Raw genomic sequence first — 26253 nt, 5'->3', positions numbered from 1 at the left:
AAGCGATCCCGCATAGGACGAGAAGTTCGTTGCGGGGTCGCTGGCACACACATCAACGTTGGCGGCAGAAGCGGCCAGTCGCAACCAGGCGTCGCGACATCCGCGTCATACCTATAATGAGCCCTCGCCTCGCCTAAGCCGTCCGCAACACCGGCGCCGGCGGCTGCGACGGCCGGATCAGCGCGAAGGCGACCTGGATGATGCCGCCGGCAAGGCCCAGCGCCACGCCGATGCGCCAGGCCATGGTGTAGGAGCCGAGCTGGTCGTAGATCAGCCCTCCTCCGTAGGCGCCGAGGAAGCTGCCGATCTGGTGGCTCATGAAGGCGAGGCCCTGGATCATGGCCTGCCAGCGCAGGCCGAACATCTCGGCGACGGCGCCCGCGACGAGCGGGCCGACGCCCATCCAGAGGAAGCCCATGATGGCGCCGAACAGCAGCGTCGATGCGGGTGTAGCCGGCAGCATGAAATACCAGGCGAGCGCGAGCGAGCGGAAAATGTAGATGCCGCCGAGCAGCGCCAGCTTGTTCCAGCGCTGGCCGGCCCAGCCGAAGAACAGCGAGCCCAGCACGTTGAAGCCGCCGATCATGCCGAGCGTCTGCGCGCTCAGCATCGGATCGAGGCCGCAGATCGCCAGATACGACGGCAGATGCGTCGTCAAGAACACCAGCTGCATGCCGCAGACCAGATAGGCGCAGGTCATCACCACGAAGGAGGCGTTGCCGAACGCGGTCTTCGCCGCTGTCATGGCCGAGGCATCGCCGATGTCATCGGCGGCCGGCTTCGGCAGCGGAATCGCATCGACCCGGCCGGCGTACCAGGCGGCGGGGATCATCAGCACCGACATCACGACGAAGCCGGCAAGCCCGATGCGCCAGCCAAAGCCCTCGTTGAGCATCTGCCCGATCGGCGCCGACAGCAGCGCGCCGAGCGAGCCCGCGCCGGAGACGATGCCGAGCACGGTCGAACGCACGGTCGCAGGGACCGCGCGTGCCGCCACCGACATCGCGAGCGCAGCCGCGGTGCAGGCGAGCGAGGTGCCGATCAGCACGCCGGCGCCGATCATGATGGCGACAAGCCCGCTCGCGGTTGCCATGAGGATGAGGCCCACGATGTACATCAGGGCACCCACGATCATGATCGGACGAAAACCGTAGCGCGTGGTCATCGCGCCGGCGAGCGGCTGGAGAAAGCCCCAGGCGAGGTTCTGCACCGCGAGCGCCAGCGTGAAGTCCGACACCGAGAGGTGGATGTCGTGCGTCAGCGGCTGCATGAAGATGCCGAGCGATTGCCGCAGCCCCATGCTCAGCGTCAGCATGATCGAGGCGCCGATCAGGATCGGCAATGTCGGACGCAGGACCTGCAACAGGGGCATTGTTGTTCTCCCTCATGGGCACGGCGCGCGTGCCGGCGTCTGCAATTCGCGCTGATTTTGGGTACACAGACCTGTGTAATTAGTCTATAGAAGGGTTGCACTGTCAAGCCAAGAGAAGCTCAAGAGAAGCTCAACAGGACTTATCCGGCCGCATGGCTCCCCCGCCCGCCCCACAGACGATGAAAGAGCGGATCCTCGAGACAGCCGACAAGCTGTTCTATCTGCAAGGCATTCGCGCCATCGGCGTCGACACCATCGCGGCCGAGATCGGCATCTCCAAGCGGACGCTCTACAACCACTTCCCGTCCAAGGACGCGCTGATCGCCGCCTATCTGGAACGCCGCTTCGTAGCCCAGCGTCCCTCCGACAAGCCGCCGGCCGAGCAGATTCTCGGCACCTTCGATTCGCTGGAGCGGCGCTTTTCGGCCAAGGATTTTCGCGGCTGCCCGTTCGTGAATGCAGTCGCCGAGCTCGGCCCCTCCGACCGCGCCGTGAAGAAGATCGCCATCGCCTTCAAGGAAAGCCGCCGCGTCTGGTTTCGCGAGCGGTTGAACGAGCTTGGCGTTGCGGATGCCGACGCGCTCGCAACGCAGCTCGTGCTGCTGGTCGACGGCTCGATTGCGCAAGACCTCGTCCGCGACGACCCCGCCATGGCGCGCGCGGCGAAGGAAGCGGCGAAGGTGCTGCTGCGGAACGCGGGGGTGGATGTGGGTGGTGCGGTGAAGCCGGTCATAAAGCGAGGCAAGCCCGCGCGGCAATCATAACTGTCGTCCCGGCGAAGGCCGGGACCCATAGCCACAGGCCGTAGTTTGACGAAGACTCGGAGTTATCAGCTCGTACCCACAACCTCTCCCTGGGGTTATGGGTCCCGGCCTTCGCCGGGACGACGCTGAGGCTGAGGCGCTACGCCGCCTGCGACACCACGCGATTCCGTCCGTCGTGCTTGGCGCGGTAGAGGGCGGTATCCGCGCGCTTGAGGACGTCGGCCACCGCCTCGCCCTTCTGCTCCAGCGTGGTGAGCCCGATCGAGATCGTGACCTCGATGCGCTTGGTGCCCTTGTGGACGGCAAAGGGCTCGCCCGCGATCGAGCGGCGCAGGCGTTCGGCGACCATGCCGGCGACGTGGAGATCGGTCTCCGGCATCACGATGACGAACTCCTCGCCGCCGTAGCGGCAGGCGAGATCGATGCCGCGGATCGACTTGCGCACGCGCACCGCGAATTCGCGCAGCACGTCGTCGCCGGCGTCGTGGCCGTAATTGTCGTTGATCGACTTGAAATAGTCGATGTCCAGGATCATCAGCGCCAGCGGCTTGCCGCGGGTCGAGGCCTGCTCGGCCAGCGTCGCCAGATGGCTCTCCATGTAGCGGCGATTGTGCAGGCCGGTGAGCGCGTCGGTGATCGCCATCTCGATCGAGTTCTGCACGTTGTCGCGCAGATGATCGGTGTAGCGGCGCCGGCGGATCTGGGTGCGGGCGCGCGCCAAGAGCTCGGTCTTGTCGATGGGACGCAGCAGATAGTCGTTGACGCCGATCTCGAGACCACGAAGCAGCCGCGTGGCATTTTCCGCCTCCGCAATCGCCAGGATCGGCACGTGGCGCGTGCGCTCCAGCGAACGGGCCTGGCTGCACAGCCGCAGGCCGTCGAAATTGTTGAGGTCGAGCGAGACGATCAGCAGGTCGTAATTGCCTTCGGCCGCGTGGAACAGCGCTTCGGTCGGATTGGACTCGACGTCGACGGTGTGCTCGGCGGCGAGGATCGTCGCCAGCCGCTCATAGGACGACTGCCGGTCGTCGACCAGCAGGATGCGGCCGCCCTTGCCAGCATCGGCGATGGCGCTGCGCTCGGGCGCCTGCATGCCGATCTCGAGCGAGGTGATGGCGCGCATGCGCAGCTCGTCCGTCATCATCTTCAGCCGCGTCAGCGAGCGCACGCGCGCGATCAGCACGACGTCGGAAACGGGCTTTGTCAGAAAATCGTCGGCGCCGGCTTCCAGTCCGCGATTGCGGTCGGACGGGCTGTCGAGCGCAGTGACCATCACGACGGGAATGTGGTGCGTGGCCGGATCGGTCTTGAGCCGGCGGCAGACTTCAAAGCCGTCCATGTCGGGCATCATCACGTCGAGCAGGATGATGTCGCATTCGGCGCGACGGGCCAGCGCCAGCGCCTCGGTGCCGTTCGACGCGGTCATCACGTCGAAATATTCGGCGGACAGGCGGGCTTCGAGGAGTTTGACGTTGGCGGGAACGTCGTCGACAACCAGGATACGCGCGGACACTTTGAACTCACTTCCTATCCGATAAAACGCCGGACCGTCTCGATGAATTTGCCGACCGAGATCGGCTTGGACAAATAGGCTTCGCACCCGCCCTCGCGGATGCGCTCTTCGTCGCCCTTCATCGCGAACGCCGTGACCGCGACGACGGGAATGGAGCGCAGCTCCGGATCGTCCTTGATCCAGCGCGTCACCTCGAGGCCCGAGACCTGCGGCAATTGGATATCCATCAGCACCAGGTCGGGCCGCATCTTGCGCACGAGGTCGAGCGCCTCGTAGCCGTTGCTGGTTCCGGAGGTCTGGTAGCCGTGCGCCTCCAACAGGTCGCGGAAGAGCTTCATGTTGAGCTCGTTGTCTTCCACGATCAGGACGGTCTTAGCCATCCCGCCCTCCTGTTTGGTCCCAAAGACCGGTGCATGTGACGCCTCAGGCGCCGCTTTCCGGCGCTTCGAAAACTGGATTCAAACTAGCCTCAGATTCGCTTGAGTTTCGTTAAACCCGAGGGGCCACTTTCTGCGATGTGGTTTCCAGTTGCTTGTCTGGGGTCGCAAGACTCAGGCGCGAGACTCACTCCCAAGACTCGGGCATGATCCAAAGTAGACACTGAAAGTTAATGGAAAGGCAAACCGGGCCCGTGAAAAAGCCTGTTCACAACCCTCGCGAAGTCGCTGAAATCGTTGCGATTCAGGCGCTGTCCTTTGTGGCGGGCGATCCCGAAAGGCTGGGCCTGTTCCTGGCTGAGACAGGGGTCGGCCCGGAGACGCTCCGGAACGCCGCCTCGGACCCCAATTTCCTGCTCAGCGTGCTCGATTTCGTGCTGCGCGATGACGACACCGTGAAGGCCTTTGCCAAGGCCTCGGAGCTGCATCCGACCAACGTTGCCGCAGCGCGGCAGGTGCTGGGCGATGCGCTCGGCGACCGGACCTGGGAGCGCGATGTGCCGTGAGCGTCGCCGATCCGGCCGGGCCCCGCTGCTTCTGCCGGGATTGTCTGGCCGATCTGGACATCGGTTTGCAGAATTTCGGCCTGCGGCGCTGTTCCGCCTGCGGATCCCCTCGCCTCGTCCGCCACCGCGCGCTCGCGAGCCTGACCATCGCCCATATCGACTGCGATGCCTTCTATGCAACGGTCGAGAAGCGCGACAATCCTGACATCGCCGACAAGCCCGTCATCATCGGCGGGGGAAGACGCGGCGTGGTGTCGGCCGCCTGCTACATCGCGCGCACCTATGGCGTGCGCTCGGCGATGCCGATGTTCAAGGCCCTGGAAGCCTGTCCGCATGCAATCGTGATCCCGCCCGACATGGCGAAATACGTCCGCGTCGGGCGCGAGGTGCGACAGGCCATGCAGGCGCTGACGCCGCTGGTCGAGCCGCTGTCGATCGACGAGGCCTTTCTCGATCTCTCCGGCACCGAGCGCGTGCACGGCATGATCCCGGCCAAGGTGCTGGCGCGGTTTGCCAGAGACGTCGAGCGCGATGTCGGCATCTCCGTCTCGGTCGGCCTGTCCTGCAACAAGTTTTTGGCCAAGATCGCCTCCGATCTCGACAAGCCGCGCGGCTTTGCTGCGCTCGATCAGGAGGAAGCGCGCACGATGCTGGCTTCGAGGCCGGTCGGCTTCATCTTCGGCGTGGGACCGGCGACGCAGGAGCGCCTGGTCCAGCGCGGCTTCCGTCTCATCGCCGACCTGCAGAAGGCCGACGAGATCGAGCTGATGCGGCAGTTTCCGAGCGACGGCCGCAGGCTGTGGCGGCTCGCCCGCGGCATCGACGATCGCCGTGTCGAGGCCGATCGCGGCGCCAAGACGATTTCGAGCGAAACCACATTCGAGACCGACATCCGCGATTTCGCCTCGCTGGAAAAGATCCTGTGGCGGCTGTGCGAGAAGACGTCGTCGCGGCTCAAGAGCAGCGAGCTTGCCGGCTCGACCGTCACGCTGAAATTGAAGACGGCCGATTTCCGCCAGCGCACGCGCTCGCAATCGATCGCAGCGCCGACGCAGCTCGCCGCAAAGATCTTTTCGATCTGCCGCGAGATGTTGGCGAAAGAGATCGACGGCACCGCCTTCCGCCTGATGGGCGCCGGCGTCAGCGCACTGCGCGAAGGCTCCCCCGCCGACGACACCGACATGCTCGACCGCCGCGCCGCGCATGCCGAGCGCGCGGTGGACAGCCTGCGCAAGAAGTTCGGCAGCGCCGCCGTCATTCGGGGCATCGCATATGACGGCCCGGAGAAAGCGCAGGAATGATGGCAAAGTGCATCCACATCGTCATTGCGAGCGCAGCGAAGCAATCCAGACTGTCACCGCGGAAAGATTCTGGATTGCTTCGCTGCGCTCGCAATGACGGGATACGGCGGGCCCCGTTCCCGAGAGACAAACGGCTGTGACAGGTGAACGCGATCTCAGCGTGCTACTGAAACACATGAAACCGGAGCTGCAGCCGGGCACCTTCGTGTTCTGCACCATCGCGGCAAACGAGGGCATTCCAGCAGGGCTCAATCCGCTGCTGATGTTCCGCGAGCAGGAAGGGACGACGCTGGTCATCCTGCGTGACGAGGCGCAAGCGGCAGGACTAAGCTACGCATTCGCCTCGCGCCTGATCACCCTGACGGTTCACTCCGCGCTCGATGCGGTCGGCTTTCTCGCCGCCATCACGGCCCGGCTCGCCGAATCCAGCATCAGCGCCAATGCAGTTTCGGCCTTCCACCACGACCATCTCTTCGTGCCGACCGACCGGGCCGACGACGCAATGATGCTGCTGCAAGAGATGTCAGTCCGAAGGATGGGTTGAGCCCTTGCGAAACCCATCTCTTCCCGCTCACCGCTCTCCGAAATCGTTGCCATCATCAGACTGATCGCCCGTTACCAACAAACAAGCGCGATGGGTTTCGCAAACGCTCAACCCATCTACGGGCTACGGGCTTTTCGAAAATGCCAGCATGGCAGAGTGCCACTGTTTTGCCCGACGCGTCAAATGGAATTCGCTAAATGCGAAATTTGTACTGGCATTGAATTGCGGTCCCCTTGCACCGCCCGCCTACTGTGCATGGGGTTGTTTTTCATTTTTTGCGGGGAGCGTGAGCCGGCGGCGCTCAGCATCAATCCGCGACTGCGATCGCTTCGATCTCGATCAGCCACTCCGGCGCCGCAAGCGCGGAGACGCCGACCAGCGTCGAGGCCGGCGGCTCTATGCCTTCGAAGAAGACCGAGCGGGCCTTGCCGATGATCGGGCGCAGCTCCGGCTTGTAGCCGACGACGAAGGTCGTGATCTTGACGATGTTGGCATAGCTCGCGCCGGCTGCCTTCAACGCATGGCCGAGATTCTGCATCACCTGCGTGGTCTGTGCGGCGAGATCGCCCTCGCCGACGATCCGCCCTTCCTCGTCCACCGACACCTGGCCGGAGATGTAGATCGTGCGCGCGCCGGAGGCGGTGACGACGTGGGAATAAGCGGGATTGTGGTGCAGGCCGCTGGGGCGCAGATGGTCGAGCTTGGGCATGGTGCTGGCTCCCGGAGTTTGTGGTTGAGCGTAACTGGAGATGGCGTTGAGGGCTAGCCCGTCATTGCGAGGAGCTCTTGCGACGAAGCAATCCAGAATCTTTCCGCCGAGAGATTCTGGATTGCTTCGCTGCGCTCGCAATGACGAAGGAGAGAGCGCGGGGCCCCTCAATTGCAGGGCTTGCTGTCCTTGACGTCGAACTTGCCCATCGCGCCGGAAATGACAAAGTCGTTGTAGTCGAGCACGAGCTGGCGGGAGACGCCGTTTTCGTAGAGCTCGAACGACATCGCATAGACCGGCGTCTGCTCGCCTTCCTTCTGCTGGACGTCGCGATCGAAATAGCTGACGGTCACCGGCCAGCGCTTCAGCGACTTCATGTGCTCGTCCGAGGTCGAGGGATCGGGCGAGGCGGTGCGGTCGGCAGGGATGGCCTGACCGATCACGGTCAGCGTGTTGTAGACCTTCTGGCCATCGTCGGAGCCGTCATAGACGGAGAGCTCGAGCAGCGATTTGCCGTCCTTGGCGGCGGCAATGATGTGCTGGATCTGCTCGGTCGGAAACACGATCTTGCCGTCGAGAGTGAAATTCTTCGGTGCCGGCAACTTCAGCTTGACGTTGATGTGGTCGCCGTCGCGCTCCGCCGAGCCGTCGACCAGGCCGGCCTCGGTCTCGTTCATCCGCGTCTCGATCTTGAAGCGGTAGCTTTTCCCTGTGGCGTCCTCCCAGGAATTGGAGCGGAGATCGCTGAGCGTGACCTTGCCCTCGCCGCTGTCGAGCTCGGAGACCTGGCGGAATTCGGACGTGTAGCCTTCGCAAGCACTTCCGGAGAAATTGTAGAGGATGCGGCCGCGCGCGCTGTTGATGGAATTGGAGCGCGATTTGACCAGGCTCAGATCATAGAGCGCCTGGTGTGCGAGGAACGGACCGTTCGCGGCATGCGCGCTGCCACCGGCGCCGACGGCGGCCATCGCGAGCGCCATCACACCGAATGAAGTCCGGAAAAGGTGCACCATGTCTGTTCCCTGGGGACGCGCAGATTCGACACTTTAATGACCGTTCCATTGCGTCGCAACTGCGGCGGTTTCACGTAAAGTTGCGCCTCTCCGTTGAACCTCCTGACCTGCCTCGGGAAAATCCAGTTCACCCCGGCGTCCCGTCGCCCTATCGGCTTGCTTGCATGTGGCGGCATGATGGGCGAAACAGGGCGCGCCCGGCGGTCACCAGACCCGCCGGAGCGGATAATTTTTCAGACATCGAGGTCGAGACATGGCGGGCACGGTCGAGCAGAAACTGGCGGAACAGGGCATCAAGCTGCACGAGGCCCCCACTCCCGTCGCCAATTACGTGCCGTTCGTGCGCACCGGCAATCTGCTGTTCGTCTCCGGCCAGGTCTGCTTCGATCCCGCCGGCAAGCTGATCGCCAAGGGCAAACTCGGCGCTGGCGTCTCGCTCGAGCAAGGTGCTGCGGCCGCGCGCGGCTGTGCCGTCAACCTGCTCGCACAGGTCAAGGCGGCGCTTGGCGACCTCGACAAGGTTGTGCGCGTGGTGCGTCTCGGCGGCTTCATCAACTCGGCGCCGGACTTCCTGGACGGGCCAAAGGTTCTCAACGGCGCCTCCGACCTGATGGTCGCGGCCTTCGGTGACAAGGGCCGCCACGCCCGCACCACCGTCGGCGTGGCCTCGCTGCCCGCGGATGCGGCGGTCGAGGTCGAAGGCGTGTTCGAGGTCGCCTGAGGTCAGCATCGTGCGTGCTCCGGATTGGCTGACAGCGCGGCCGGTCGCCCATCGCGGCCTGCATGACATCTCCCGCGGTATCGTCGAGAACATGCCGGGCGCGGTGCAGGCGGCGGTTGCGGGCAATTTCTCGATCGAGGTCGACATCCAGCTCTCCGCCGACGGCGAGGCCATGGTCCACCACGACCACGCGCTTGGCCGCCTCACCGAGGCCACCGGCCCGGTGGTGGCAAAGACCGCGGCGGAGCTGAAGGCCATCAGGTTCAGGGATACGCCTGAGCGGATGATGTCGCTTGGCGATCTCTGCGCGATGGTTGCCGGCCGCGTGCCGCTGGTGATCGAGGTGAAAAGCCATTTTGATGGCGACCGCAAGCTGGTGAAGCGGATGGCCGAGGTGCTGGCGTCATATCAGGGGCAAGCGGTCGGGATGTCCTTCGACCCCGACCAGGTGCTGGCCCTGCGTGAGCTGCTGCCCTCCCGCCCGCGCGGCATCGTCGCGCAGCGGACCTATGAAGACGAGTACTGGGCCTACCTGACGCAAGCGCAGCGCGACAGCATGCTGTACCTCCGCCACGGCTTCCAGACCCAGCCCCACTTCATCGCCTTCAAGGTCGACCACCTGCCGGCGCCCGCCCCCTGGATCGCCCGAAACGTCTTCGGCTGCGCCCTGCTCGGCTGGACCGTGCGCACGCCCGAGCAGCGGGCGCGGGTTGGGCAATATGCCGATCAGATGATCTTTGAGGGCTTCGTGCCGCAGGCTTGATGTTCCCCACCCTTGAAGTCGCTGCTGCAATGCACGATCTTGGGCGCAATGCGATCATCGGACATCACGCTGGAGGCCGTACCGTCCATTGGCGAAGTCTCGCCAGAGGATTGGGACGCCTGCGCCAATCCTGGCAAGGCCTGCAACGGGCATGGCACGGGAACCTCATCCAGGCTTCCAGGCAATTCTTTCGGCCTTTTAAAGCCCGCCTATAACCCGTTCGTATCTCACGCGTTTCTTTCCGCCGTTGAGAAATCGGGTTCAGCCACGATCCGCACCGGCTGGGGACCGCGGCATCTGGTGGCCAAGATCGACGACCGTGTCGCCGGCGTCGTGCCCTGCTATCTGAAATCGCATAGCCAAGGCGAGTACGTCTTCGACCGCGGCTGGGCCGATGCCTATGAGCGCGCCGGCGGGCGCTATTACCCGAAGCTGCAGGTCTCTGTTCCCTTCACGCCGGCGACCGGGCCGCGGCTCCTGGTCCGCGACGGCGTCGACCACGAGCGGATCACGGAGGCACTGGCGAGCGGGCTGGTGGCGCTGTGCGGCGTCAGCAAGGCCTCCTCGGTGCATGTCACCTTCGCCCGCGAGGCCGAGTGGAAGCTGCTTGCCCAGCACGGCTTCCTCCAGCGCACCGACCAGCAGTTCCACTGGCGCAATGAGGGCTTTGCCACCTTCGACGATTTTCTGGCGACGCTGAACTCGCGCCACCGCAAATCGATCAAGCGCGAGCGACGCGATGCGCTACCCGCCGGCATCACCATCCATTGGCTCACAGGCAAGGACATCACCGAGGACGCCTGGGATGCCTTCTTCGAATTCTACATGGAGACCGGCTCGCGCAAATGGGGCCGTCCCTATCTCACGCGCGAGTTCTTCTCGCTGATCGGCGAGACCATGAGCCAGGACGTGCTGCTGGTGATGGCCCGCCGCAACGAGCGCTGGATCGCGGGCGCGATCAACTTCATCGGTTCGGACGCGCTGTTCGGCCGCAACTGGGGAGCGGTCGAGCATCATCCGTTCCTGCATTTCGAGGTCTGCTACTACCAGGCAATCGATTTCGCCATTAAGCGCGGCCTCACATATGTCGAGGCCGGCGCGCAGGGCGAGCACAAGATCGCGCGCGGCTACCTGCCGCGGACCACCCACTCTGCCCATTTCATCGCCGATCCCGGCCTGCGTCGCGCCATCGACGATTATCTCAAGCGCGAGCGTGCCTATGTCGCCGAGGCCGGACGCGAGCTCGCCGAGCTCGGCCCGTTCCGGAAAGGCATCGACGAGGCGCCTTGACGGTTTGCCATCGCTGGTGACACTAAGCGCAAAACTAAGCTCAAAATTCTTGGGAGCCGCCGCCATGACCGCCTATGATCCGAACAACATCTTCGCAAAGATCCTGCGCGGCGAGTTTCCCTGCTACAAGGTTTACGAGGACGAGCATGTCTTCGCCTTCCTCGACATCATGCCGCGGGTGCCCGGCCACACGCTGGTGATCCCGAAGGCGCCTGCCCGCAACATCCTCGACATCAAGCCCGAAGACTATGCTCACGTCGCCCGCGGCACGCACAAGATTGCGGCCGCCGCGATGAAGGCCTTCAAGGCCGATGGCATCACCGTGCAACAGTTCAACGAGGCCGCCGGCGGCCAGGTGGTGTTTCATCTCCACATGCACGTGATGCCCCGCCACGACGGCGTGGCGATGCTGCCGCCCGCGAGCCGCAAGGAAGACGTCAAGGTGCTGGAAGAGAATGCGATCAAGCTGATCGCGGCGTTGAAGAGCTGATCGTTATTCCGTCTGAAAGTCCCCCGGCTGCGGCGCAGCCAATGGCGTGAACTCGCAGCGATCAGGTTTGATATCGATCAGCGGCGTGTTGTCGAGGCAATCGAGGCCACGCACGAGAATCGTGCCGCCCTCGATGCCGACCAGCTTCACGATCGAGGTGCCGATCGGATTGGGCCGGACCGGCGAGCGCAGCGAAAACGTGCCGCGGGTCTTGTCGTTGTTCTTCGGGCTCTGCAGCACGATGTCGCGGCGCGACTTGTCGAGCCAGTAGAGCACTTCGAGATTGCTGTAGAAATCGACGCCCTTGATCGCGGGCAAGAACGGCTCGAAAATCTCGAGGCGACACACCGGGCCGTCGGCGCGGCCCTGGCGCGGCGTCTCCAGCCGCGAGGTCCAGGGGGTGCGGATGCGGCCGATGAAGACGAGGCCGGCATCCTCCGTTGAAGGAAGTTCGATGGCGACCTCGCCCTCGCGGAGTTCGTTTTCGCGAACCATATTTCCAGTTCCTTGGCTGTTCGCGACGGTTTTAGCCCAACCACCACTTGCCGGCCAGCATGAAGACTTCGCCGGCGACAACGCCTGCGAAGATCGAGCGGCGGGTCAGCAGGAACACAACGAGGCCGGCGCCGACCGCGCCGTAGCGCAAGGCATCCGGCACGCTGGCGAGCGCGCCGGGTGGCTCGACCACGATCTGGGCGATGACGCCGGCCAGGATCGCGGTCGCGACCGCCCTCACCCAGACCAGAAGCTCGGAGCCCTCGTCGATACCGCCGCCGAACCACAGGCCCAGCATGCGCCATATCTGGTTGGGAATGACGCCGGCGACGAACAGCAAGAGCAGCGCGTGCCAGTCGCCGATGAGTTGCGGGGCGCTCATGCGCGCACCTCCCGCCACCAATGCACGCCATAGGCAATCGTGCCCGCGGCAAGGCCGCTGACGAGGATGTCGAGGCCGGAGTTCATCTTCGCGGCCAGCGGATAGAGCAGAACCCCAAGCGCGAGCGCGACGACATCGGCGACCTCGCGGCTGTTGCGCGCGGTCGAGAACAGGAAGGATAGCGGCGTCAGCAGCAGGATCGCGGCGCCCAATGTCTGAGTCAGGTTGGCGGCGAGGAAATAGCCGATCGTGTTGGCGGTCAGACATACCGAGACCAGACCGAAGCCAAGTCCGTTCACAAAGGCGATGCGACGCTCGCGCGGCACTTGCGGCAGGAAGCGATGGCATTCGACCCACAACGTCACGGCCGTGAGATGCGCCGCAAAGAACAGCTCACGCCGCTTGGTCGTTGGTGTGCGCATCAGCGGCAGCACGGAGACCACCATCGGAAACAGCCGGATCGCGCTGACGGTGACCGCGATCGCCGACTGGATGACGGTCGCACCCGAACCGAGCGTGGTAATCAAAATGATCTGTGCCGGCCCGGCCCAGACGAACAGTGTCGAGCACAGCGCCCAGAGCAGGCTGAAATGGCTGTCATGGGCGAGCGCGCCGATGCCGAGATAGGTCGCGAACAGCACTAGCGTCAGGATCGTCTGCGTGATTGAACGCAGCCCCCAGGCGAAGGTGCGCCACGGACTTTGCCATTGAGGAGAATTGAGCGGAGGAAACGCCAAGGGACGGCCGGTCGGGGTTGTGGAATCGGGCCTGCATAACGGGCAATGCCGGCGGCCGCGTCAAGGAAACACGCGGCGGGGCTGGCATGCGCGGCGCAATGCTGGCTAGCGCCATGCGATGCCCGGATAGATCAGATCGAACAAGCCGGTCCACGCCATGATAGCGCACAAGCCCAATATGGCTGCCAGGCAGAGCCGCTCATATGCATTGGCGAAGGCACGCCTGGTAACGATGAAGTAGGCAAGAGCAATCGCGATGAATGGCAGCTTGAGAGCATAAAGCAATCCATGCGGCGCCGACTGAACGATCGATTTGGCTACCGGCAGATCAAAAAACCTGATGTCGACAATGCTGGAGCCGATCTCGCCAACAAGGGTGGCCGCCAAAAGCGCCAAAATAGCGATCGTCCCTATCCAGTAGCGGTGGCAGATTAATCCGAATGCCAACAAGCTCCAGCCGAGGCAGATTGCGACTTTACTCACCGGGACGGTCCCACTGATCGGATGCCCCTCCAGCTTCGCAGCCCAAAACAGGGCGTTGGCGAAGTCCGAATCCAATGCAAGCCAGAGCACGAAGCTCACCATACAAGCGCATGCCAGAGCAATTCTGTGGATCGTTCCGATGGGATCTCTGTGTGTCGCGCCCCCAATCACCTGCAGCAGCTCCAAAAGGCTCACCCTCCGCGGGGCGTTCGCTCCTTGATTGTCCTTTCACACGGCTGCACCCAGCGCAAGATCAATGCAGGCTATGATCCGCTCTTCGCAAAGCGAAAGCTCCAGCTGTCGCCTACCCCGCCACGCCGCGGTTCTTCAGCACGAAGCAAGCCCCGCCCGCTTTCCGGATGCGGTTGCAGAGATCGTCCGCTTCGGGGCGCGTGTCGGTGCCGATGCGCACCTGGTAGAAGGGATGCGAACCGCGGCTGCGCATCACCGAGCTCAACAGGCTGGGATCGCGCTCGCCGATCACGGCGCTGAGGCGCGTGACGGCGCGGGAATACATCGCCAGCGCCTTGTTGCGATCGAAGCCCGCCGCGAGCTGAACGCCCCAGATCCTGGCGGCAGCGAGCTCGACATGCTGCTCGAGCTCGGCCACGAACGGGTTCGGTGCGCGCTTCAACAGCGCCATCAGGTCGCGGCAGCTCGTGGGCGGTGAGCTGGGCGGCCCCTTGCCGGTGCTGCCGGCCTTGGCCCATGCGTCAACCGTCGCGCCGGTGATGGCATAGACGTAGTTGCGCGTCTGCTCCGGCATGCTACCACTGCCGGCGAGCCATTCCTGCACCCGCCGCGGGCCGGCATTGTAGGCGGCCGCAGCCAAGCCGAGATTGCCGAACTGATTGCGGAGCTCATTCAGGAACTCGGCCGATTTCGGCAGGGCCTGCACCGGATTGAAGGGATTGAGAAGCCCGCGCTCGCTCGCGGTGCCCGGCATGAACTGCGCGATCCCCTGCGCGTGCTCGCCGTTGCGCGTCATCGGGCCCACCGCATCGGCCTGGAAGCGGCTTTCCTGCCAAATCACGCGGGCGAAGAATTCCAACGGCAGCTTGGCATCGCGTGCGGCCGCCTCAACGATCAGGCAGATCGATTCCCGCGTGTCGCTCTCGCGGCCATCCGCCGGCATCGCAGGCGGCATCGCCAGCTCTTCGACGCTGGGAACGGCAACGTTGGTCTTCGCGGGTGAGCTGTCCCAAGCCATCGCCTGTGTCGCGGACACGAGCAGTGCGGGGACGATGCGTGATGCAATTCGCGTCAGCCGTGCCCAAGTATCGCCGTGGCGCACGCGGGCGCGGCATGCAACAAGATGATCTGCCATGTCGAGGCGTCGTGCCATGGTTCGATGAGTTGCCAATAAATGCTGACTGACCTGCTTCTCCCAATGCGCTTCCCCGCCAAACGGATCCGCGCGATCCTTGCCCTCGCATTATTGATCCTGTCCGCCGCGCCAGCCATGGCGCAAGTGAACTGGCGGATGACCACCGAATATCCCGAGAACAACATATCCGGGATCGGGCTCAGCACTTTCGCCAATCGCGTGGCCGCGCGCACAAACGGTTTCGTGAGCGTGACCAACGCCCTCGACAATCAGCTGAAGATCAGCTCGGGCGAAATGCCGCGCGCGGCGCTGGACGGCCGGATCGCGGGCGGCGACGCCTTTGCAGGCGCGCTCTCGGGCCTCGACCCCGTGCTCAGCCTCTCGACGCTACCCTTCCTGGTGCAATCGGTCGACATCGCTCGCGCCGCCAATGCGCGCGCACGGCCGCTTTACGAAAAGGCCCTCGCCGCCCACGGCCTCAAGGTGCTCTATCTGACGATCTGGCCTGCGACGGGCCTGTGGTCGGACCGGTCGCTTGCAGGCGCTGACGACCTGCCGAAACTCAATTTGCGGGCTTACGATGCCAATTCCAGCGAGGTGATGAAGGCGGCCGGCGCGAACGCACAGTTCCTGCCGATGGACAAAGCGCTTGTCGGCCTGAGGGAGCATCAACTGAACGCGTTCCTCACCTCCGGCGACGGCGGCGCGGGACGCAAGCTGTGGGACTTCCTGCCCTATTTCACAGCCATCAACTACGCGATGCCGGTCTCGATCGCCTTCGTCCGCAGCGAGGCATTTGCCGCGCTACCGGAGCCGACGCAACGCGAGGTGATGGCGGCCGCGGCCGAGACCGAGCAGAGCCAGCTCGCGCTCCTGACCCATCGCACCTCGGAGAATTATGCGCGCATGCGCGACAACGGCGTCAAGATCGCCGAGCCCGCGCCGCCATCCCTCGTCGCGGCGCTCCGAACGGCCGCAACGGGCACGATCACTGCCTGGGAGGCGCAGGCGGGCGCGGATGCCGCCGCGATCGTCGAATGGACGAAGCAGCAATGATGCAACGGGTCTTGACTTGAGATCCGATCCGACTAGCAACGGAACGCCAATTTCAACGCGAGCCGGCTCCTGATGGCGACAGTCTTCTTCGATCTCGACGGCACCCTGACCGACCCGAAGCCCGGGATCACGCGCTCGATCCAGTACGCCCTCGAGCGGCTGAGCCTCGCAGTGCCGAGCGAGGACGAGCTGACCTGGTGCATCGGTCCGCCGCTGCATTCGAGCCTGAAGAAGCTCACCGGAACCGACGCACTGGCCGACCAGGCGCTAATGCTCTATCGCGACCGCTTCAGCAACATCGGCCTGTTCGAGAACGAGGCCTATGCCGGTATTGTCGACACGCTGACGACGATTGCCGCGACCGGCCAGCGCATGTTCGTTGCGACCAGCAAGCCCGCCGTCTACGCCAACCGCATCGTCGAACATTTTGGCCTAAAACCCTATTTCGAGCGCTTGTTCGGCTCCGAGCTCGACGGCACGCGCGTCGACAAGTGTGACCTGCTCCGCTACGCGCTTGACGAGGCCCGCGTCGATGCAAACAGCGCCATCATGATCGGCGACCGCAGCCATGACGTGGTCGGCGCCCGCACCAACGGAATGACTGCGATCGGCGTGCTCTATGGCTATGGCAGCGAGGCCGAGCTGCGGGACGCCGGCGCGCATCACATCTGCGCCGCGCACCCGGAGCTGCTTGGCCATTGTGTCGCCTAGGCGGTGACTGTCTCGACCGCCGCAAGCATCCCCGTCTTCGGATGGCAGTTCAGATATTCGAAGAACTGCTCATCGACAGTTGCCACCGTGACCTCGTGATAGAGCCGCAACTTCGCTGACGGCCCTAGCGTGGAGAGATATTTCATCGCCGCACCGAAGATTTTCACGTGGGTCGGATGCGATTCCGCCCAGCGCTCCAGCGCAGCGAGACTTTTCCACCAGCTCTGGCCGTAGGATTTTTCACTCGCCTTGCCGTCAGCCGAGAGCACTTGCATGTAGCGGTTGGCATAGCAGCCGATCGCAAGCCCGTCGTCGCGCAGGAAGTCCATGCCCTCACGCAGCACCGGCTCGACATCGTCGAGATAGAGCTTGCGCTCCGACGCCTCGGTATCGCTCCAGTCCTGGCCTGAGCGGATCAGGCACAGGTTGTCGTTCGCCTTCACGCGCAGCCGCGCACCATCACGGATCAATTCCGGATTGCCGCCCGGCGACATCGGGTCGGTCTGCGACAGCGGAATGCGGTCGCGCATGCCGCCCCAATAGGCGTGCTCCTGAACCTCGCCGCTCATGCCGTCGGCGATCATCGCGACGCCTTCGGGCCTGCCGAGCGAGGAGAACAGCGTCTCGTGCCGCGCCACCGTGGGACGCAGCACCTCGATGAAGGTGCCGATGCCGTCGCGGTGCTTTCCAGTCCACGCCTCGCGTGCCGGCACAAACCAGGCGTCGAAACGCGCGATGTCGTCCCAATAGGCCACCGAGACAATGTTAGCGTGGCCGGCCTGGTCGACATAGTGCGCGCGGTCCCAATGCGAGGGACCACCTTCGCCGGCGAACAGCCCGGCGATTTCTGCGAGCGCTTCCGCCGCAGCTGCCGGCGTCGCCCCGCGATACTGCAGGCCGAAATAGGCCATCACGACGCGGCTCACCGCGGGCCTGTAGCGCGCCACGAACGATGGGTATGGCGGCTGGTAATCCTCCGGCACGCGCTTGTGGCGGGTGCGCTGTGTCTCGAGATGCAGAGGAATTGCGGATTCCATGATCGTGCCTCCCCTTGATCCCGGCGATCAGCTCGCCGCCGCGGCAATGTCCGTGGGCTCAATGGTATCCACCGGCAGCGCGAAATGCTCGACGCGCTTGTACGGCTTCTTGTTGAGCAGCAGCCGCGTGACGTCGGGCCGCGAATAATGCCCGGCGGGATCGGCAGCATTCTTGGCGACGCCGATGGCGCCGAGGTCGATCTCGGCGATCAGCAGCCCCTCCTGGTCTGGCGCCAGCTTGTCGCCGATCTGACTGCCATCCGGGCCATAGATCGCGGCAAAACCGCCGCCCACGTGTAGCAACGCGTTCTTGTCCGGCCGGTCGCAGAGCTCGTCGATCATCGCCTGCGAGACCGTCGCGCAAGGCGCGAGCACGAAGCAGGAGCCCTCCACCGCATAGACGCGCGAGGCGGCGTTGTTGACCTCGGCGCCGAGCGCCGGCGCGAACGGGTCGTACAGTGAGAAGCTCGGCCAGGCCGCGACATGCACCTGCTCGTTCTGGGCGTACATGGCGTATTTCGACAGCGGCTGGAGATGCTCCCAGCAGCACAGCGCGCCGATGCGGCCGATGTCGGGGCGCGCATGGACCGCAAGATCGCTGCCGTCGCCCTCGCCATAGACCGTGCGCTCGGCATGCGTCGGCCGCAATTTGCGGCGTTTTGCAATTGTCTCGCCATCCGGCCCGATCAGCCATTGCGCGAGATAGAGACTGCCGCCGTCGCGCTCGGACAGGCCGATCACGGCCGTGAGCCTGGCCTTACGCACGGCATCGCGTAGCCGCTCGGCCTGCGGGCTGTCGTAAGACAGCGAATTATCAAAGTACCGCTGCACGAAGCCGCGGCCGATCGCCCAGGCCGGCGAGTCCATCCAGATGTGCCAGGGGTAGCCGGGGATGAAGGCCTCCGGAAAGGCGATCAGCTTGGCGCCCTTCTCCGCGGCGTCCCTGATCAGCGCGATCGACTTGTCGATCGAGGCGTCGAGGTCGAGCCAGGCGGGCGCCGCCTGCACCACCGCGACCTTGTATTTCGGATGTTCAATGCCCATTGCCGCCTCCATTGCCGGTTGATCGGAGACCACGTCCGATGCAGTCTATTGAGGCAAGCCGGGCAGCCGCGCGCTCGACCACGGCGGAACAAAAACTCGACTGGAAGGATCGCCGCCCCGGTACGGAACTTGCCTGCGGTCAGGCTGGATCTGCGCCACCATGCGGTTTTGCTGGATGTGAAAGGGAGGCCTGTGAGATGCCAATCCAGTTCACGACAGACGGCAGCCCCGGCTATCGCCGGCTGGCCCTCTGGCAGGACATCGTCTGCGACGTCTTCGTCGGGCTCGACTGCAAGTCCGACCTCGGCAGCGCCTTTCACGGCTCGGTCACGCAAGTCGCGCTCGGCAAGGCCGTTTGCTCCGAGGTCTGCTCAGACCGTCAGCACGTTTTCCGCACGCCCTCGCGCATCGCGCGCTCGGATCAGGATTATGTTCTCGTCGCGCTCGGCAATCGCGGCGATGGCGCCGTGGTGCAGGATGGTCGAGAGACCGTGATCCATCCCGGCGAGTTCGCGCTCTACGACACCACGCGTCCCTATGAGCTGAAGTTCAAGGACACGTTCTCCCAGACCATCTTCAAGGTGCCGCGCGAGATGTTGCAGCGCCGGCTGGGCAGCACCGAGACACTCACCGCGATCACATTCGGGGCCGATGTACCGCTCGAGCGGCTCGCCTATGATTTCATCTTCCGCCTCTGCCAGAGCGCGGACCGGCTCGCGCCCAACAGCGCCGCCACCCTGTCCGAGCAAGCCGTCGACCTGCTCGCCATGGCGCTGAGCGAACAGCTCGGCGGGACGTCGCTGCCGTCCTCGACCCATCGCTCCGCCCTGCTCTACCGGCTCAAGGCGCATATCCGCACACGCCTCGCCGACCCCGACCTCTCGCTGACCGAGACCGCCGCCGCGCTCGGCATCTCCTCGCGCTACGTCAACGATCTCCTCGCCGACGAGGACACTTCGTTCCAGCGCCATGTGCTGGCCGAGCGTCTCGCCCAGTGCAAACGCGACCTCGCCTCGCCCGTGCTCGCCCAGCGCCACATCGGCGAGATTGCGTTCGCCTGGGGCTTTAACGATGTCTCGCATTTCGGCCGCGTCTTCCGCGAGCATTTCGGGATGTCGCCGCGCGACTTCCGGCACAGTCAGCTGCCGCACTGAGAGCCACTCCGGTCAGCCATCATCGCAAGCCTTCGCATCAGGCGAAGGCAATGCTCGCCAATTCCAGATTGTCAGGTCGTGCAGTCTGCATCAGGCTCGCATGCATGAGGACTCACGCGACGATAAGCGGGTCGGAGCTGCTGCTGGGTGTGATCGCGATCCGGCTGGCGGTGCTGGTCCTGGTGGGCTGGGGCCTCAGTCTCCTGCCGCGGCCGGCGCGCGACAGCCAACCTGCCTGCGTCGCCTCGTCCGCAGCCAGGGTCGAAGCGCAACCTCCTGCGACGACGGTCGGTGCGCGCGTCGCAGACGCAACATTTGATGACATGCGTCTGCACGACTAGGCCATTTTCCAAGCAAGGCGGGTATGTCAGCGCGCGATAGGACAACGCAGCTGCTTGCATTACGATCTGCTTCCAAGGCCGCGCCAATCAATCAGCGGCCACGAGGAGCAATTCGATGGAACACCGACGCTTGGGCCGGTCCGGCCTCATGGTGCCCGCTTTGAGCCTAGGCACGGGCACGTTCGGCGGCGTCGGCCGTCTCGCGGCCTGGGGGACGACCGACGCCACGGAAGCGCGGCGCCTGCTGGACATTTGTCTCGAGGCCGACGTGTCGATGTTCGATACCGCCGACGTCTATTCGCTCGGTGAATCCGAGCGGGTCCTCGGTGAAGCCATCAAGGGCCGCCGCGACAAGGTGCTGGTCTCGACCAAGGCCACGTTCCGCTTTGGCGACGGCCCCAACGACATCGGCTCGTCACGCCAGCATCTGCTCGCGGCCGTTGACGGCTCGCTCGGCCGGCTCGGCACCGATTATATCGACCTGTTCCAGCTCCATGCCTTCGACGCCTTCACCCCGCCCGAAGAGGTGCTGAGCACCCTCGATACCCTCGTGCGCGCCGGCAAGATCCGCTATGTCGGTGTCTCGAATTTCTCGGGCTGGCACCTGATGAAGTCGCTTGGCGTTGCCGACAAGCACGGTTTCCCACGCTACGTCGCCAACCAGACCTACTATTCGCTGGTCGGGCGCGATTATGAGTGGGAGCTGATGCCGCTTGGCCTCGATCAGGGGCTCGGCGCCGTGGTCTGGTCACCGCTCGGATGGGGCCGCCTCACCGGAAAGATTCGCCGCGGCCAGCCGAAGCCTGAAGTGAGCCGCCTGCCCCAGACCGCCGATTTCGGGCCGCCCGTACCGGACGAACACGTCTATCGGGTCGTCGAGGCCATCGACGAGGTCGCAAAGGAGACAGGCAAGAGCGTCTCCCAGATCGCGCTGAACTGGCTGCTGCAGCGTCCGACCGTTTCGACGCTGATCATCGGCGCCCGCAACGAAACACAGTTGCGCGAAAATCTCGGCGCGGTCGGATGGTCCTTGACCAAGGACCAGATCGAAACGCTCGACGCGGCTAGCAAGGTGACGTTGCCCTATCCGTACTGGCACCAGCGGGGGACCTTCTCCGATCGCAATCCGCCGCCTGTTTAGTTGGCTTACCAGCAATGGCTGGACATCGCGCTGGTGAGCCTGCGAGAGCCTGACCGATCCATGCCAGTGGCAGCGGGAGACCTGCTTCCGGCACAGGAACCGTCCGTGTCCTGCCGGGTTGCGATGCATCGCGCAATTTCCTAATCGGGAGATCATCACGGCTCGAATCAAGCACGCCTCCACCATGTCGTCCGTCCCGATCGAGCATGCCGACGGCCTGCCACAGCCCCAGCGCAATCAGGCGATCCTGACCATTGCGCTCGGCATCACCATGGCCGTCGTCGACAGCGCCATCGCCAATGTCGCGTTGCCGACGATCGCAGCCGACCTGAATGCGAGCCCCGCCTTCTCGATCTGGATCGTCAACGGCTACCAGCTCGCGATCACGATCTCGCTGCTGCCGCTGGCGTCGCTCGGCGAGATCGTCGGCTATCGTCGCGTCTATCTGGTCGGACTCGTGCTGTTCACGCTTGCTTCCGCTTTCTGCGCGCTGGCGCATACGCTGCCGCTGCTGACCATCGCGCGCATCATCCAGGGATTTGGTGCGGCCGGCATCATGAGCGTCAACGCGGCGCTGGTTCGCTTTACCTATCCGCGCAACCTGCTCGGCCGCGGCATCGGGCTCAACGCGCTCGTCGTTGCCTTCTCCGCCGCGGTCGGGCCGACGCTCGCCGCCGGCATTCTCGCAGTCGGCAGCTGGCCCTGGCTGTTCGCCATCAACGTTCCGCTCGGCGCGGTCACGCTGGTCCTCGGCCTGCGCAGCCTGCCGCATACGATTCCGGCGAGCCATTCCTTCGACTGGCAGAGCGCGGGGCTCTCGGCGATCACCTTCGGCGTCGGCATCGCCGCGATCGACAGCGTCGGCCACGGCGAGGCGCCGATCACTTGGCTCGTCCAGTTCGCCATCGCGATCGTCGCCGGCGCGTTGCTCATCTATCGCGAGACGCACATGAAGTCGCCGCTGCTGCCGGTCGACCTGTTGCGCATCCCGGTGTTCGGGCTCTCGATTGCGACCTCGATCGCCTCGTTCTGCGGGCAGATGCTGGCCTTCGTCGCGATCCCCTTCTACCTGCAGAGCCGCTTCGGCTACTCGGCCGTGCATATGGGCCTCTTGATCACGCCGTGGCCAATCGCGGTGGCGTTTGCCGCTCCGCTGGCCGGGCGCCTGGTCGAGCACTATCCGGCCGGCCTGCTCGGCGGCATCGGGCTGACGCTGTTCGCCTGTGGCCTCGCCGCACTCGCCGTCCTGCCCGCCAGCCCGGCGCCGCTCGACGTGGTCTGGCGGATGGCGCTGGCGGGCGCCGGCTTCGGCCTGTTCCAGACGCCCAACAACCGCACCATGATCGCCGCCGCGCCGCGCCAACGCGCCGGCGGCGCGAGCGGCATGCTGGGCACGGCACGCCTGCTCGGCCAAACCACCGGAGCTGCGCTGGTCGCGCTGTTCCTCGGCCGCTATCCCGTTGAGGGAACCCGGATCGCGCTTTTCACCGGCGTTGGCTTTGCCATGTGCGGCGCGATGCTGAGCATGCTGCGGCTGTCGCCCGCGGGTGCGCGCGGCGCCGAGCATGTCCGCGTCCAGGACGACCAGCGCCTGCGGGGCGAATGACAGGCGTTCATGCACAGGCTCCCGTTGCTCCCAGGCGCAACCTGTGCGTGGCTTAACTATCCAGACCTATGAGGGATTGCTCTCCCGCTCCGGTTGCGCTTCATTTGCGCCGGGACAAGGGGCATTTCATGCGTTCATTTGGAATAGTGGCGCTCAGCGTCATGCTGGGCGGCTGCGCGTCTGTCACGCGCGGCACGACCGAGAACATCAGCATTTCATCGACACCGTCTGGCGTTGAAGCCGTCGTCAGCGGGTTGGAAGTGCCAACGACCTGCACAACGCCGTGCTCCGTGGTCGTCAAGCGGAACGCCGACATCTCCATCGCCTTCCAGAAGGAAGGCTATGAACCGCAGATCGTGCCGCTCGGCCGGGACATCCAGACCGGAGGGGCCGCCGGCTTCGCAGGCAATCTCCTGCTTGGCGGTGTCGTCGGCATGGGCGTCGATGCCGCGACGGGCGCCGCAACCGATCACAAGCCGAATCCGGTCATCGTCACGATGCAGCCGTCTCCCGCTCCCCGCGCGCGGCCGTCCGCCCCAAGGAAACCGCGACCACCGGCTGCGGCCGCGCCCGAAGCCGGCACCTAGATTCAGGCACCGCCATGCCAACAAAAAGGCCGGCTTTTCAGCCGGCCTTTTCGATTCATGATGCGCCGATCACGCTTTGACCAGCGGCCCCTTCGAGGTCGGCCCCTTGGAGCCGCCGGGGCCGCCTGGCTTGGACTTGCCCGGCGGGCGCTTGCGGGCGCCGGGCAGCTTTTCCTGCTTCGGCGTGACCGGGCCCTCGACGAACTCGAAGCCGATCTTTTCCTTGGTCTCGTCGGTTTCGTCCTTGACCAGGACGACGCGAACGTGGCCACCGCCCTTGAGCTTGCCGAACAGCACCTCGTCGGCCAGGGGCTTCTTGATGTGCTCCTGGATGACACGGGCCATTGGCCGCGCACCCATCTGCTCGTCATAGCCGTGCTTGACCAGCCAGGCCTTGGCGGGCTCGGACAGCTCGATCGTGACGTCGCGGTCGCCAAGCTGCGCCTCGAGCTGGAGCACGAACTTCTCGACCACAGTGCCGATCACCTCGACGCTGAGATGGCCGAACGAGACGACAGCATCGAGGCGGTTGCGGAATTCCGGCGCGAACTGCCGGTTGATCGCCTCGTGGTCGTCGCCCTCCCGCTTCGAGCGCGTGAAGCCGAACGCCTGCTTGGCGAGATCCGAAGCGCCCGCATTCGTGGTCATGATCAGGATCACGTTGCGGAAGTTGACCTGCTTGCCATTGTGGTCGGTGAGCCGGCCGTGATCCATGATCTGGAGCAGCACGTTGTAAAGATCAGGATGTGCCTTCTCGATTTCGTCGAGCAGCACAACGCAATGCGGATGCTGATCGACGCCGTCGGTCAGAAGGCCGCCCTGGTCGAAGCCGACATAGCCCGGAGGCGCGCCGATCAGGCGCGACACGGTGTGCCGCTCCATGTATTCGGACATGTCGAAGCGCAGCAGCTCGACGCCGAGCGACGCCGCGAGCTGCTTGGCCACCTCGGTCTTGCCGACACCGGTCGGACCCGAGAACAGGTAGCAGCCGATCGGCTTCTCCGGCTCGCGCAGGCCCGCGCGTGCGAGCTTGATCGAAGCGGCAAGCGACTCGATCGCCTTGTCCTGGCCGAACACGGTGCGCTTCAGGGTCTGCTCGAGATGCTTGAGCACCTCGGCATCGTCCTTCGACACGCTCTTCGGCGGAATCCGCGCCATCGAGGCGATCGTGGTCTCGATCTCCTTGATGCCGATCGTCTTCTTGCGCTTGTTCTCGGCAACCAGCATCTGCGCCGCACCGGACTCGTCGATCACGTCGATCGCCTTGTCGGGCAGCTTGCGGTCGTGGATGTAGCGCGAGGAGAGCTGCACGGCAGCCTCGATCGCCTCATTGGTGTACTTCAGCCGGTGATAGTCCTCGAAGTACGGCTTGAGGCCCTTGAGGATGGCGATCGCGTCCTCGACCGTCGGCTCGTTGATGTCGATCTTCTGGAAGCGCCGCACCAGCGCGCGGTCCTTCTCGAAGTGCTGACGGTATTCCTTGTAGGTGGTCGAGCCCATGCAGCGGATCGTGCCCGACGCGAGCGCAGGCTTGAGCAGGTTCGATGCGTCCATCGCGCCGCCCGACGTCGCGCCCGCACCGATCACGGTGTGGATCTCGTCGATGAACAGGATGGCGTTGGGATGCGCCTCGAGCTCCTTCAGCACCTGCTTGAGGCGTTCCTCGAAGTCGCCGCGATAGCGTGTGCCCGCGAGCAGCGTGCCCATGTCGAGCGAGAACACGGTCGCAGCCGCCAGCACCTCCGGCACCTCGCTGTCGACGATGCGCTTGGCAAGGCCCTCCGCGATCGCAGTCTTGCCGACGCCGGCCTCGCCCACGAACAGCGGATTGTTCTTCTGGCGGCGGCACAGCACCTGGATCGCGCGGTTGATCTCGGAATTGCGTCCGATCACCGGATCGATCTTGCCGTCACGCGCCTTCTTGTTGAGGTTGACGCAATAGGTATCGAGCGCCTCGCCCTTCTTCTTGGCGTCCTCGGCCCCCTTGGTCTCGGTCTCCTCGTCGACGCCGCGCACCGGCCGCGCCTCGGAGACGCCCGGCCGTTTTGCAATGCCGTGGCTGATGTAGTTGACGGCATCGTAGCGCGTCATGTCCTGCTCCTGCAGGAAGTACGCGGCATGGCTCTCGCGCTCGGCGAAGATCGCGATCAACACGTTCGCACCGGTCACCTCTTCGCGACCGGAGGACTGCACGTGGATCACCGCGCGCTGGATCACGCGCTGGAAACCGGCGGTCGGCTTGGCGTCGTCGGCGCCATCCGTCACCAGATTTTCGAATTCGGTCTCAAGATAATTGACGAGGCTCGTGCGGAGCTTGTCGAGATCGACGCTACAGGCGCGCATGACCGCGGCTGCATCGGAATCATCGATCAGCGAGAGCAGTAGATGCTCGAGCGTCGCGTATTGGTGGTGACGCTCGTTGGCGATCGCCAGTGCACGATGCAGGGATTGTTCAAGGCTTTGGGAAAAAGTCGGCATTCGCGTCCTCTATGGCCCCCACCATCATGATCGCCATCGCCCGGTCAGGCAACAACAACCTTTGTCACATATAGTTATACAAGACCGCGGCAAAAGACCGGTTCCGCGACTCGGTGGGCATTACGCGCCCCACCGCATTCTCAATGCAAAACCCGTTCCGATTTGGGCAAAACTACCCGTTTGGGCAGGATTGGCGTCGGCGCCGATTTTCGCCGGATCATGCAGCGGTATCCGCTGACATCACACACCGC

28 protein-coding genes are annotated in these 26253 nt (G+C 64.6%); 15 read left to right on the top strand and 13 right to left on the bottom strand.

What is annotated here, in order from left to right; genetic code table 11:
• Positions 1-133: 133 nt before the first annotated feature.
• Positions 134-1372, bottom strand: a complete 1239-nt coding sequence (locus ABID58_RS10905; protein ID WP_354032632.1) for an MFS transporter — start codon at positions 1370-1372, stop codon at positions 134-136.
• A gap of 152 nt (positions 1373-1524) precedes the next feature.
• On the opposite strand from ABID58_RS10905, the gene ABID58_RS10900 reads away from it, so the two are divergent.
• Complete coding sequence (locus tag ABID58_RS10900; protein ID WP_354032631.1) at positions 1525-2136, top strand: TetR/AcrR family transcriptional regulator; 612 nt, start codon at positions 1525-1527, stop codon at positions 2134-2136.
• 139 nt (positions 2137-2275) lie between these two features.
• Here ABID58_RS10900 and ABID58_RS10895 read toward each other — a convergent pair whose 3' ends face one another.
• Together ABID58_RS10895 and ABID58_RS10890 are read right to left on the bottom strand one after the other, a co-directional pair.
• Positions 2276-3649, bottom strand: coding sequence for a PleD family two-component system response regulator (locus ABID58_RS10895; protein WP_354032630.1), 1374 nt, complete (start codon positions 3647-3649; stop codon positions 2276-2278).
• 14 nt (positions 3650-3663) lie between these two features.
• Positions 3664-4029, bottom strand: coding sequence for a response regulator (locus ABID58_RS10890; protein ID WP_008130064.1), 366 nt, complete (start codon positions 4027-4029; stop codon positions 3664-3666).
• Between the two features lie 251 nt (positions 4030-4280).
• Between ABID58_RS10890 and ABID58_RS10885 the strand changes: the two genes are divergently transcribed.
• The 3 genes from ABID58_RS10885 (at position 4281) to ABID58_RS10875 (ending at position 6437) form a co-directional block, all read left to right on the top strand.
• Complete coding sequence (locus tag ABID58_RS10885) at positions 4281-4592, top strand: DUF3572 domain-containing protein (protein ID WP_008130066.1); 312 nt, start codon at positions 4281-4283, stop codon at positions 4590-4592.
• Complete coding sequence (locus ABID58_RS10880) at positions 4589-5893, top strand: DNA polymerase IV (RefSeq protein WP_354032629.1); 1305 nt, start codon at positions 4589-4591, stop codon at positions 5891-5893. The genes ABID58_RS10885 and ABID58_RS10880 overlap by 4 nt, the downstream gene beginning before the upstream one ends.
• A 136-nt stretch (positions 5894-6029) precedes the next feature.
• A complete protein-coding gene (locus tag ABID58_RS10875) occupies positions 6030-6437 on the top strand; it encodes an ACT domain-containing protein (protein ID WP_148754881.1) in 408 nt (135 codons plus the stop codon).
• Positions 6438-6744: 307 nt separating this feature from the next.
• Here the strand turns inward: ABID58_RS10875 and ABID58_RS10870 are convergent, their stop codons facing one another.
• Both ABID58_RS10870 and ABID58_RS10865 read right to left on the bottom strand, forming a co-directional pair.
• Positions 6745-7146, bottom strand: a complete 402-nt coding sequence (locus tag ABID58_RS10870) for a RidA family protein (protein ID WP_354032628.1) — start codon at positions 7144-7146, stop codon at positions 6745-6747.
• 167 nt (positions 7147-7313) lie between these two features.
• Entirely contained in the window at positions 7314-8159 is an 846-nt protein-coding gene (locus ABID58_RS10865) for a cell envelope integrity EipB family protein (protein ID WP_354032627.1), read from the bottom strand.
• Positions 8160-8412: 253 nt separating this feature from the next.
• Here ABID58_RS10865 and ABID58_RS10860 point away from each other — a divergent pair, with 253 nt between their 5' ends.
• The 4 genes from ABID58_RS10860 (at position 8413) to ABID58_RS10845 (ending at position 11423) form a co-directional block, all read left to right on the top strand.
• Positions 8413-8880: a RidA family protein gene (locus ABID58_RS10860; RefSeq protein ID WP_354032626.1), complete on the top strand. Its 468-nt coding sequence runs from the start codon at positions 8413-8415 to the stop codon at positions 8878-8880.
• Between the two features lie 10 nt (positions 8881-8890).
• Positions 8891-9643 (top strand): glycerophosphodiester phosphodiesterase, encoded by a 753-nt coding sequence (locus tag ABID58_RS10855; protein ID WP_354032625.1) that lies wholly within the window; start codon positions 8891-8893, stop codon positions 9641-9643.
• Between the two features lie 48 nt (positions 9644-9691).
• The gene (locus ABID58_RS10850) at positions 9692-10933 is read left to right on the top strand and encodes a GNAT family N-acetyltransferase (protein WP_354032624.1); all 1242 of its coding nucleotides are present in this window, start codon (positions 9692-9694) and stop codon (positions 10931-10933) included.
• Positions 10934-10997: 64 nt separating this feature from the next.
• Positions 10998-11423: an HIT domain-containing protein gene (locus ABID58_RS10845; RefSeq protein ID WP_354032623.1), complete on the top strand. Its 426-nt coding sequence runs from the start codon at positions 10998-11000 to the stop codon at positions 11421-11423.
• Between the two features lie 3 nt (positions 11424-11426).
• Here ABID58_RS10845 and tsaA read toward each other — a convergent pair whose 3' ends face one another.
• From tsaA to ABID58_RS10820, 5 genes are all read right to left on the bottom strand, one after another.
• Entirely contained in the window at positions 11427-11918 is a 492-nt protein-coding gene (gene tsaA / locus ABID58_RS10840) for a tRNA (N6-threonylcarbamoyladenosine(37)-N6)-methyltransferase TrmO (RefSeq protein ID WP_148754876.1), read from the bottom strand.
• A 31-nt stretch (positions 11919-11949) separates the two neighbouring features.
• The gene (locus tag ABID58_RS10835) at positions 11950-12300 is read right to left on the bottom strand and encodes an AzlD domain-containing protein (protein WP_354032622.1); all 351 of its coding nucleotides are present in this window, start codon (positions 12298-12300) and stop codon (positions 11950-11952) included.
• Positions 12297-13037 carry an AzlC family ABC transporter permease gene (locus tag ABID58_RS10830; RefSeq protein ID WP_148754874.1) on the bottom strand — a complete coding sequence of 247 codons (741 nt, stop codon included), beginning with the start codon at positions 13035-13037 and terminating at the stop codon, positions 12297-12299. The genes ABID58_RS10835 and ABID58_RS10830 overlap by 4 nt, the downstream gene beginning before the upstream one ends.
• 105 nt (positions 13038-13142) lie before the next feature.
• Positions 13143-13706: a hypothetical protein gene (locus tag ABID58_RS10825; protein WP_354032621.1), complete on the bottom strand. Its 564-nt coding sequence runs from the start codon at positions 13704-13706 to the stop codon at positions 13143-13145.
• A 118-nt stretch (positions 13707-13824) separates the two neighbouring features.
• A complete protein-coding gene (locus tag ABID58_RS10820; protein WP_246230271.1) occupies positions 13825-14847 on the bottom strand; it encodes a lytic transglycosylase domain-containing protein in 1023 nt (340 codons plus the stop codon).
• Between the two features lie 39 nt (positions 14848-14886).
• Here ABID58_RS10820 and ABID58_RS10815 point away from each other — a divergent pair, with 39 nt between their 5' ends.
• Both ABID58_RS10815 and ABID58_RS10810 read left to right on the top strand, forming a co-directional pair.
• Positions 14887-15903 (top strand): TRAP transporter substrate-binding protein, encoded by a 1017-nt coding sequence (locus ABID58_RS10815; protein WP_354032620.1) that lies wholly within the window; start codon positions 14887-14889, stop codon positions 15901-15903.
• 72 nt (positions 15904-15975) lie between these two features.
• Complete coding sequence (locus ABID58_RS10810) at positions 15976-16614, top strand: HAD family hydrolase (RefSeq protein WP_354032619.1); 639 nt, start codon at positions 15976-15978, stop codon at positions 16612-16614.
• Here ABID58_RS10810 and ABID58_RS10805 read toward each other — a convergent pair.
• Together ABID58_RS10805 and ABID58_RS10800 are read right to left on the bottom strand one after the other, a co-directional pair.
• Positions 16611-17651, bottom strand: coding sequence for a phenylacetaldoxime dehydratase family protein (locus ABID58_RS10805; protein WP_354032618.1), 1041 nt, complete (start codon positions 17649-17651; stop codon positions 16611-16613). The two genes, ABID58_RS10810 and ABID58_RS10805, sit on opposite strands and share 4 nt — an antisense overlap.
• A 27-nt stretch (positions 17652-17678) precedes the next feature.
• Positions 17679-18695: a carbon-nitrogen hydrolase family protein gene (locus ABID58_RS10800; protein WP_354032617.1), complete on the bottom strand. Its 1017-nt coding sequence runs from the start codon at positions 18693-18695 to the stop codon at positions 17679-17681.
• 197 nt (positions 18696-18892) lie between these two features.
• Here ABID58_RS10800 and ABID58_RS10795 point away from each other — a divergent pair, with 197 nt between their 5' ends.
• The 5 genes from ABID58_RS10795 to ABID58_RS10775 all read left to right on the top strand — a co-directional run bounded on the left by ABID58_RS10795 (position 18893) and on the right by ABID58_RS10775 (position 23524).
• Positions 18893-19849, top strand: coding sequence for an AraC-like ligand-binding domain-containing protein (locus ABID58_RS10795; protein ID WP_354032616.1), 957 nt, complete (start codon positions 18893-18895; stop codon positions 19847-19849).
• Between the two features lie 104 nt (positions 19850-19953).
• Entirely contained in the window at positions 19954-20190 is a 237-nt protein-coding gene (locus ABID58_RS10790; protein ID WP_354032615.1) for a hypothetical protein, read from the top strand.
• Positions 20191-20305: 115 nt separating this feature from the next.
• The gene (locus ABID58_RS10785; protein WP_354032614.1) at positions 20306-21331 is read left to right on the top strand and encodes an aldo/keto reductase; all 1026 of its coding nucleotides are present in this window, start codon (positions 20306-20308) and stop codon (positions 21329-21331) included.
• A 184-nt stretch (positions 21332-21515) separates the two neighbouring features.
• Positions 21516-22937 (top strand): MFS transporter, encoded by a 1422-nt coding sequence (locus tag ABID58_RS10780; protein WP_354032613.1) that lies wholly within the window; start codon positions 21516-21518, stop codon positions 22935-22937.
• 128 nt (positions 22938-23065) lie between these two features.
• Complete coding sequence (locus ABID58_RS10775) at positions 23066-23524, top strand: peptidase associated/transthyretin-like domain-containing protein (RefSeq protein WP_187435277.1); 459 nt, start codon at positions 23066-23068, stop codon at positions 23522-23524.
• Between the two features lie 69 nt (positions 23525-23593).
• Here the strand turns inward: ABID58_RS10775 and clpA are convergent, their stop codons facing one another.
• Positions 23594-26002: an ATP-dependent Clp protease ATP-binding subunit ClpA gene (clpA, locus tag ABID58_RS10770; RefSeq protein WP_148754862.1), complete on the bottom strand. Its 2409-nt coding sequence runs from the start codon at positions 26000-26002 to the stop codon at positions 23594-23596.
• Between the last annotated feature and the right edge of the window lie 251 nt (positions 26003-26253).

It is taken from the genome of Bradyrhizobium sp. S3.2.6 (assembly GCF_040546885.1).
GTDB lineage: Bacteria > Pseudomonadota > Alphaproteobacteria > Rhizobiales > Xanthobacteraceae > Bradyrhizobium > Bradyrhizobium cytisi.
This window is presented reverse-complemented; position numbering and strand designations above follow the sequence as displayed.

Excerpts from the sequence above, each read along its gene's own strand:
- ABID58_RS10905 (WP_354032632.1), bottom strand. The coding sequence starts at position 1,372 with ATGCCCCTGTTGCAGGTCCTGCGTCCGACATTGCCGATCCTGATCGGC.
- ABID58_RS10900 (WP_354032631.1), top strand. The coding sequence starts at position 1,525 with ATGGCTCCCCCGCCCGCCCCACAGACGATGAAAGAGCGGATCCTCGAG.
- ABID58_RS10890 (WP_008130064.1), bottom strand. The coding sequence starts at position 4,029 with ATGGCTAAGACCGTCCTGATCGTGGAAGACAACGAGCTCAACATGAAG.
- ABID58_RS10870 (WP_354032628.1), bottom strand. The coding sequence starts at position 7,146 with ATGCCCAAGCTCGACCATCTGCGCCCCAGCGGCCTGCACCACAATCCC.
- ABID58_RS10865 (WP_354032627.1), bottom strand. The coding sequence starts at position 8,159 with ATGGTGCACCTTTTCCGGACTTCATTCGGTGTGATGGCGCTCGCGATG.
- ABID58_RS10860 (WP_354032626.1), top strand. The coding sequence starts at position 8,413 with ATGGCGGGCACGGTCGAGCAGAAACTGGCGGAACAGGGCATCAAGCTG.
- ABID58_RS10850 (WP_354032624.1), top strand. The coding sequence starts at position 9,692 with ATGCGATCATCGGACATCACGCTGGAGGCCGTACCGTCCATTGGCGAA.
- ABID58_RS10845 (WP_354032623.1), top strand. The coding sequence starts at position 10,998 with ATGACCGCCTATGATCCGAACAACATCTTCGCAAAGATCCTGCGCGGC.
- tsaA (WP_148754876.1), bottom strand. The coding sequence starts at position 11,918 with ATGGTTCGCGAAAACGAACTCCGCGAGGGCGAGGTCGCCATCGAACTT.
- ABID58_RS10835 (WP_354032622.1), bottom strand. The coding sequence starts at position 12,300 with ATGAGCGCCCCGCAACTCATCGGCGACTGGCACGCGCTGCTCTTGCTG.
- ABID58_RS10820 (WP_246230271.1), bottom strand. The coding sequence starts at position 14,847 with ATGGCAGATCATCTTGTTGCATGCCGCGCCCGCGTGCGCCACGGCGAT.
- ABID58_RS10815 (WP_354032620.1), top strand. The coding sequence starts at position 14,887 with ATGCTGACTGACCTGCTTCTCCCAATGCGCTTCCCCGCCAAACGGATC.
- ABID58_RS10810 (WP_354032619.1), top strand. The coding sequence starts at position 15,976 with ATGGCGACAGTCTTCTTCGATCTCGACGGCACCCTGACCGACCCGAAG.
- ABID58_RS10805 (WP_354032618.1), bottom strand. The coding sequence starts at position 17,651 with ATGGAATCCGCAATTCCTCTGCATCTCGAGACACAGCGCACCCGCCAC.
- ABID58_RS10800 (WP_354032617.1), bottom strand. The coding sequence starts at position 18,695 with ATGGGCATTGAACATCCGAAATACAAGGTCGCGGTGGTGCAGGCGGCG.
- ABID58_RS10795 (WP_354032616.1), top strand. The coding sequence starts at position 18,893 with ATGCCAATCCAGTTCACGACAGACGGCAGCCCCGGCTATCGCCGGCTG.
- ABID58_RS10790 (WP_354032615.1), top strand. The coding sequence starts at position 19,954 with ATGAGGACTCACGCGACGATAAGCGGGTCGGAGCTGCTGCTGGGTGTG.
- ABID58_RS10785 (WP_354032614.1), top strand. The coding sequence starts at position 20,306 with ATGGAACACCGACGCTTGGGCCGGTCCGGCCTCATGGTGCCCGCTTTG.
- ABID58_RS10780 (WP_354032613.1), top strand. The coding sequence starts at position 21,516 with ATGTCGTCCGTCCCGATCGAGCATGCCGACGGCCTGCCACAGCCCCAG.
- ABID58_RS10775 (WP_187435277.1), top strand. The coding sequence starts at position 23,066 with ATGCGTTCATTTGGAATAGTGGCGCTCAGCGTCATGCTGGGCGGCTGC.
- clpA (WP_148754862.1), bottom strand. The coding sequence starts at position 26,002 with ATGCCGACTTTTTCCCAAAGCCTTGAACAATCCCTGCATCGTGCACTG.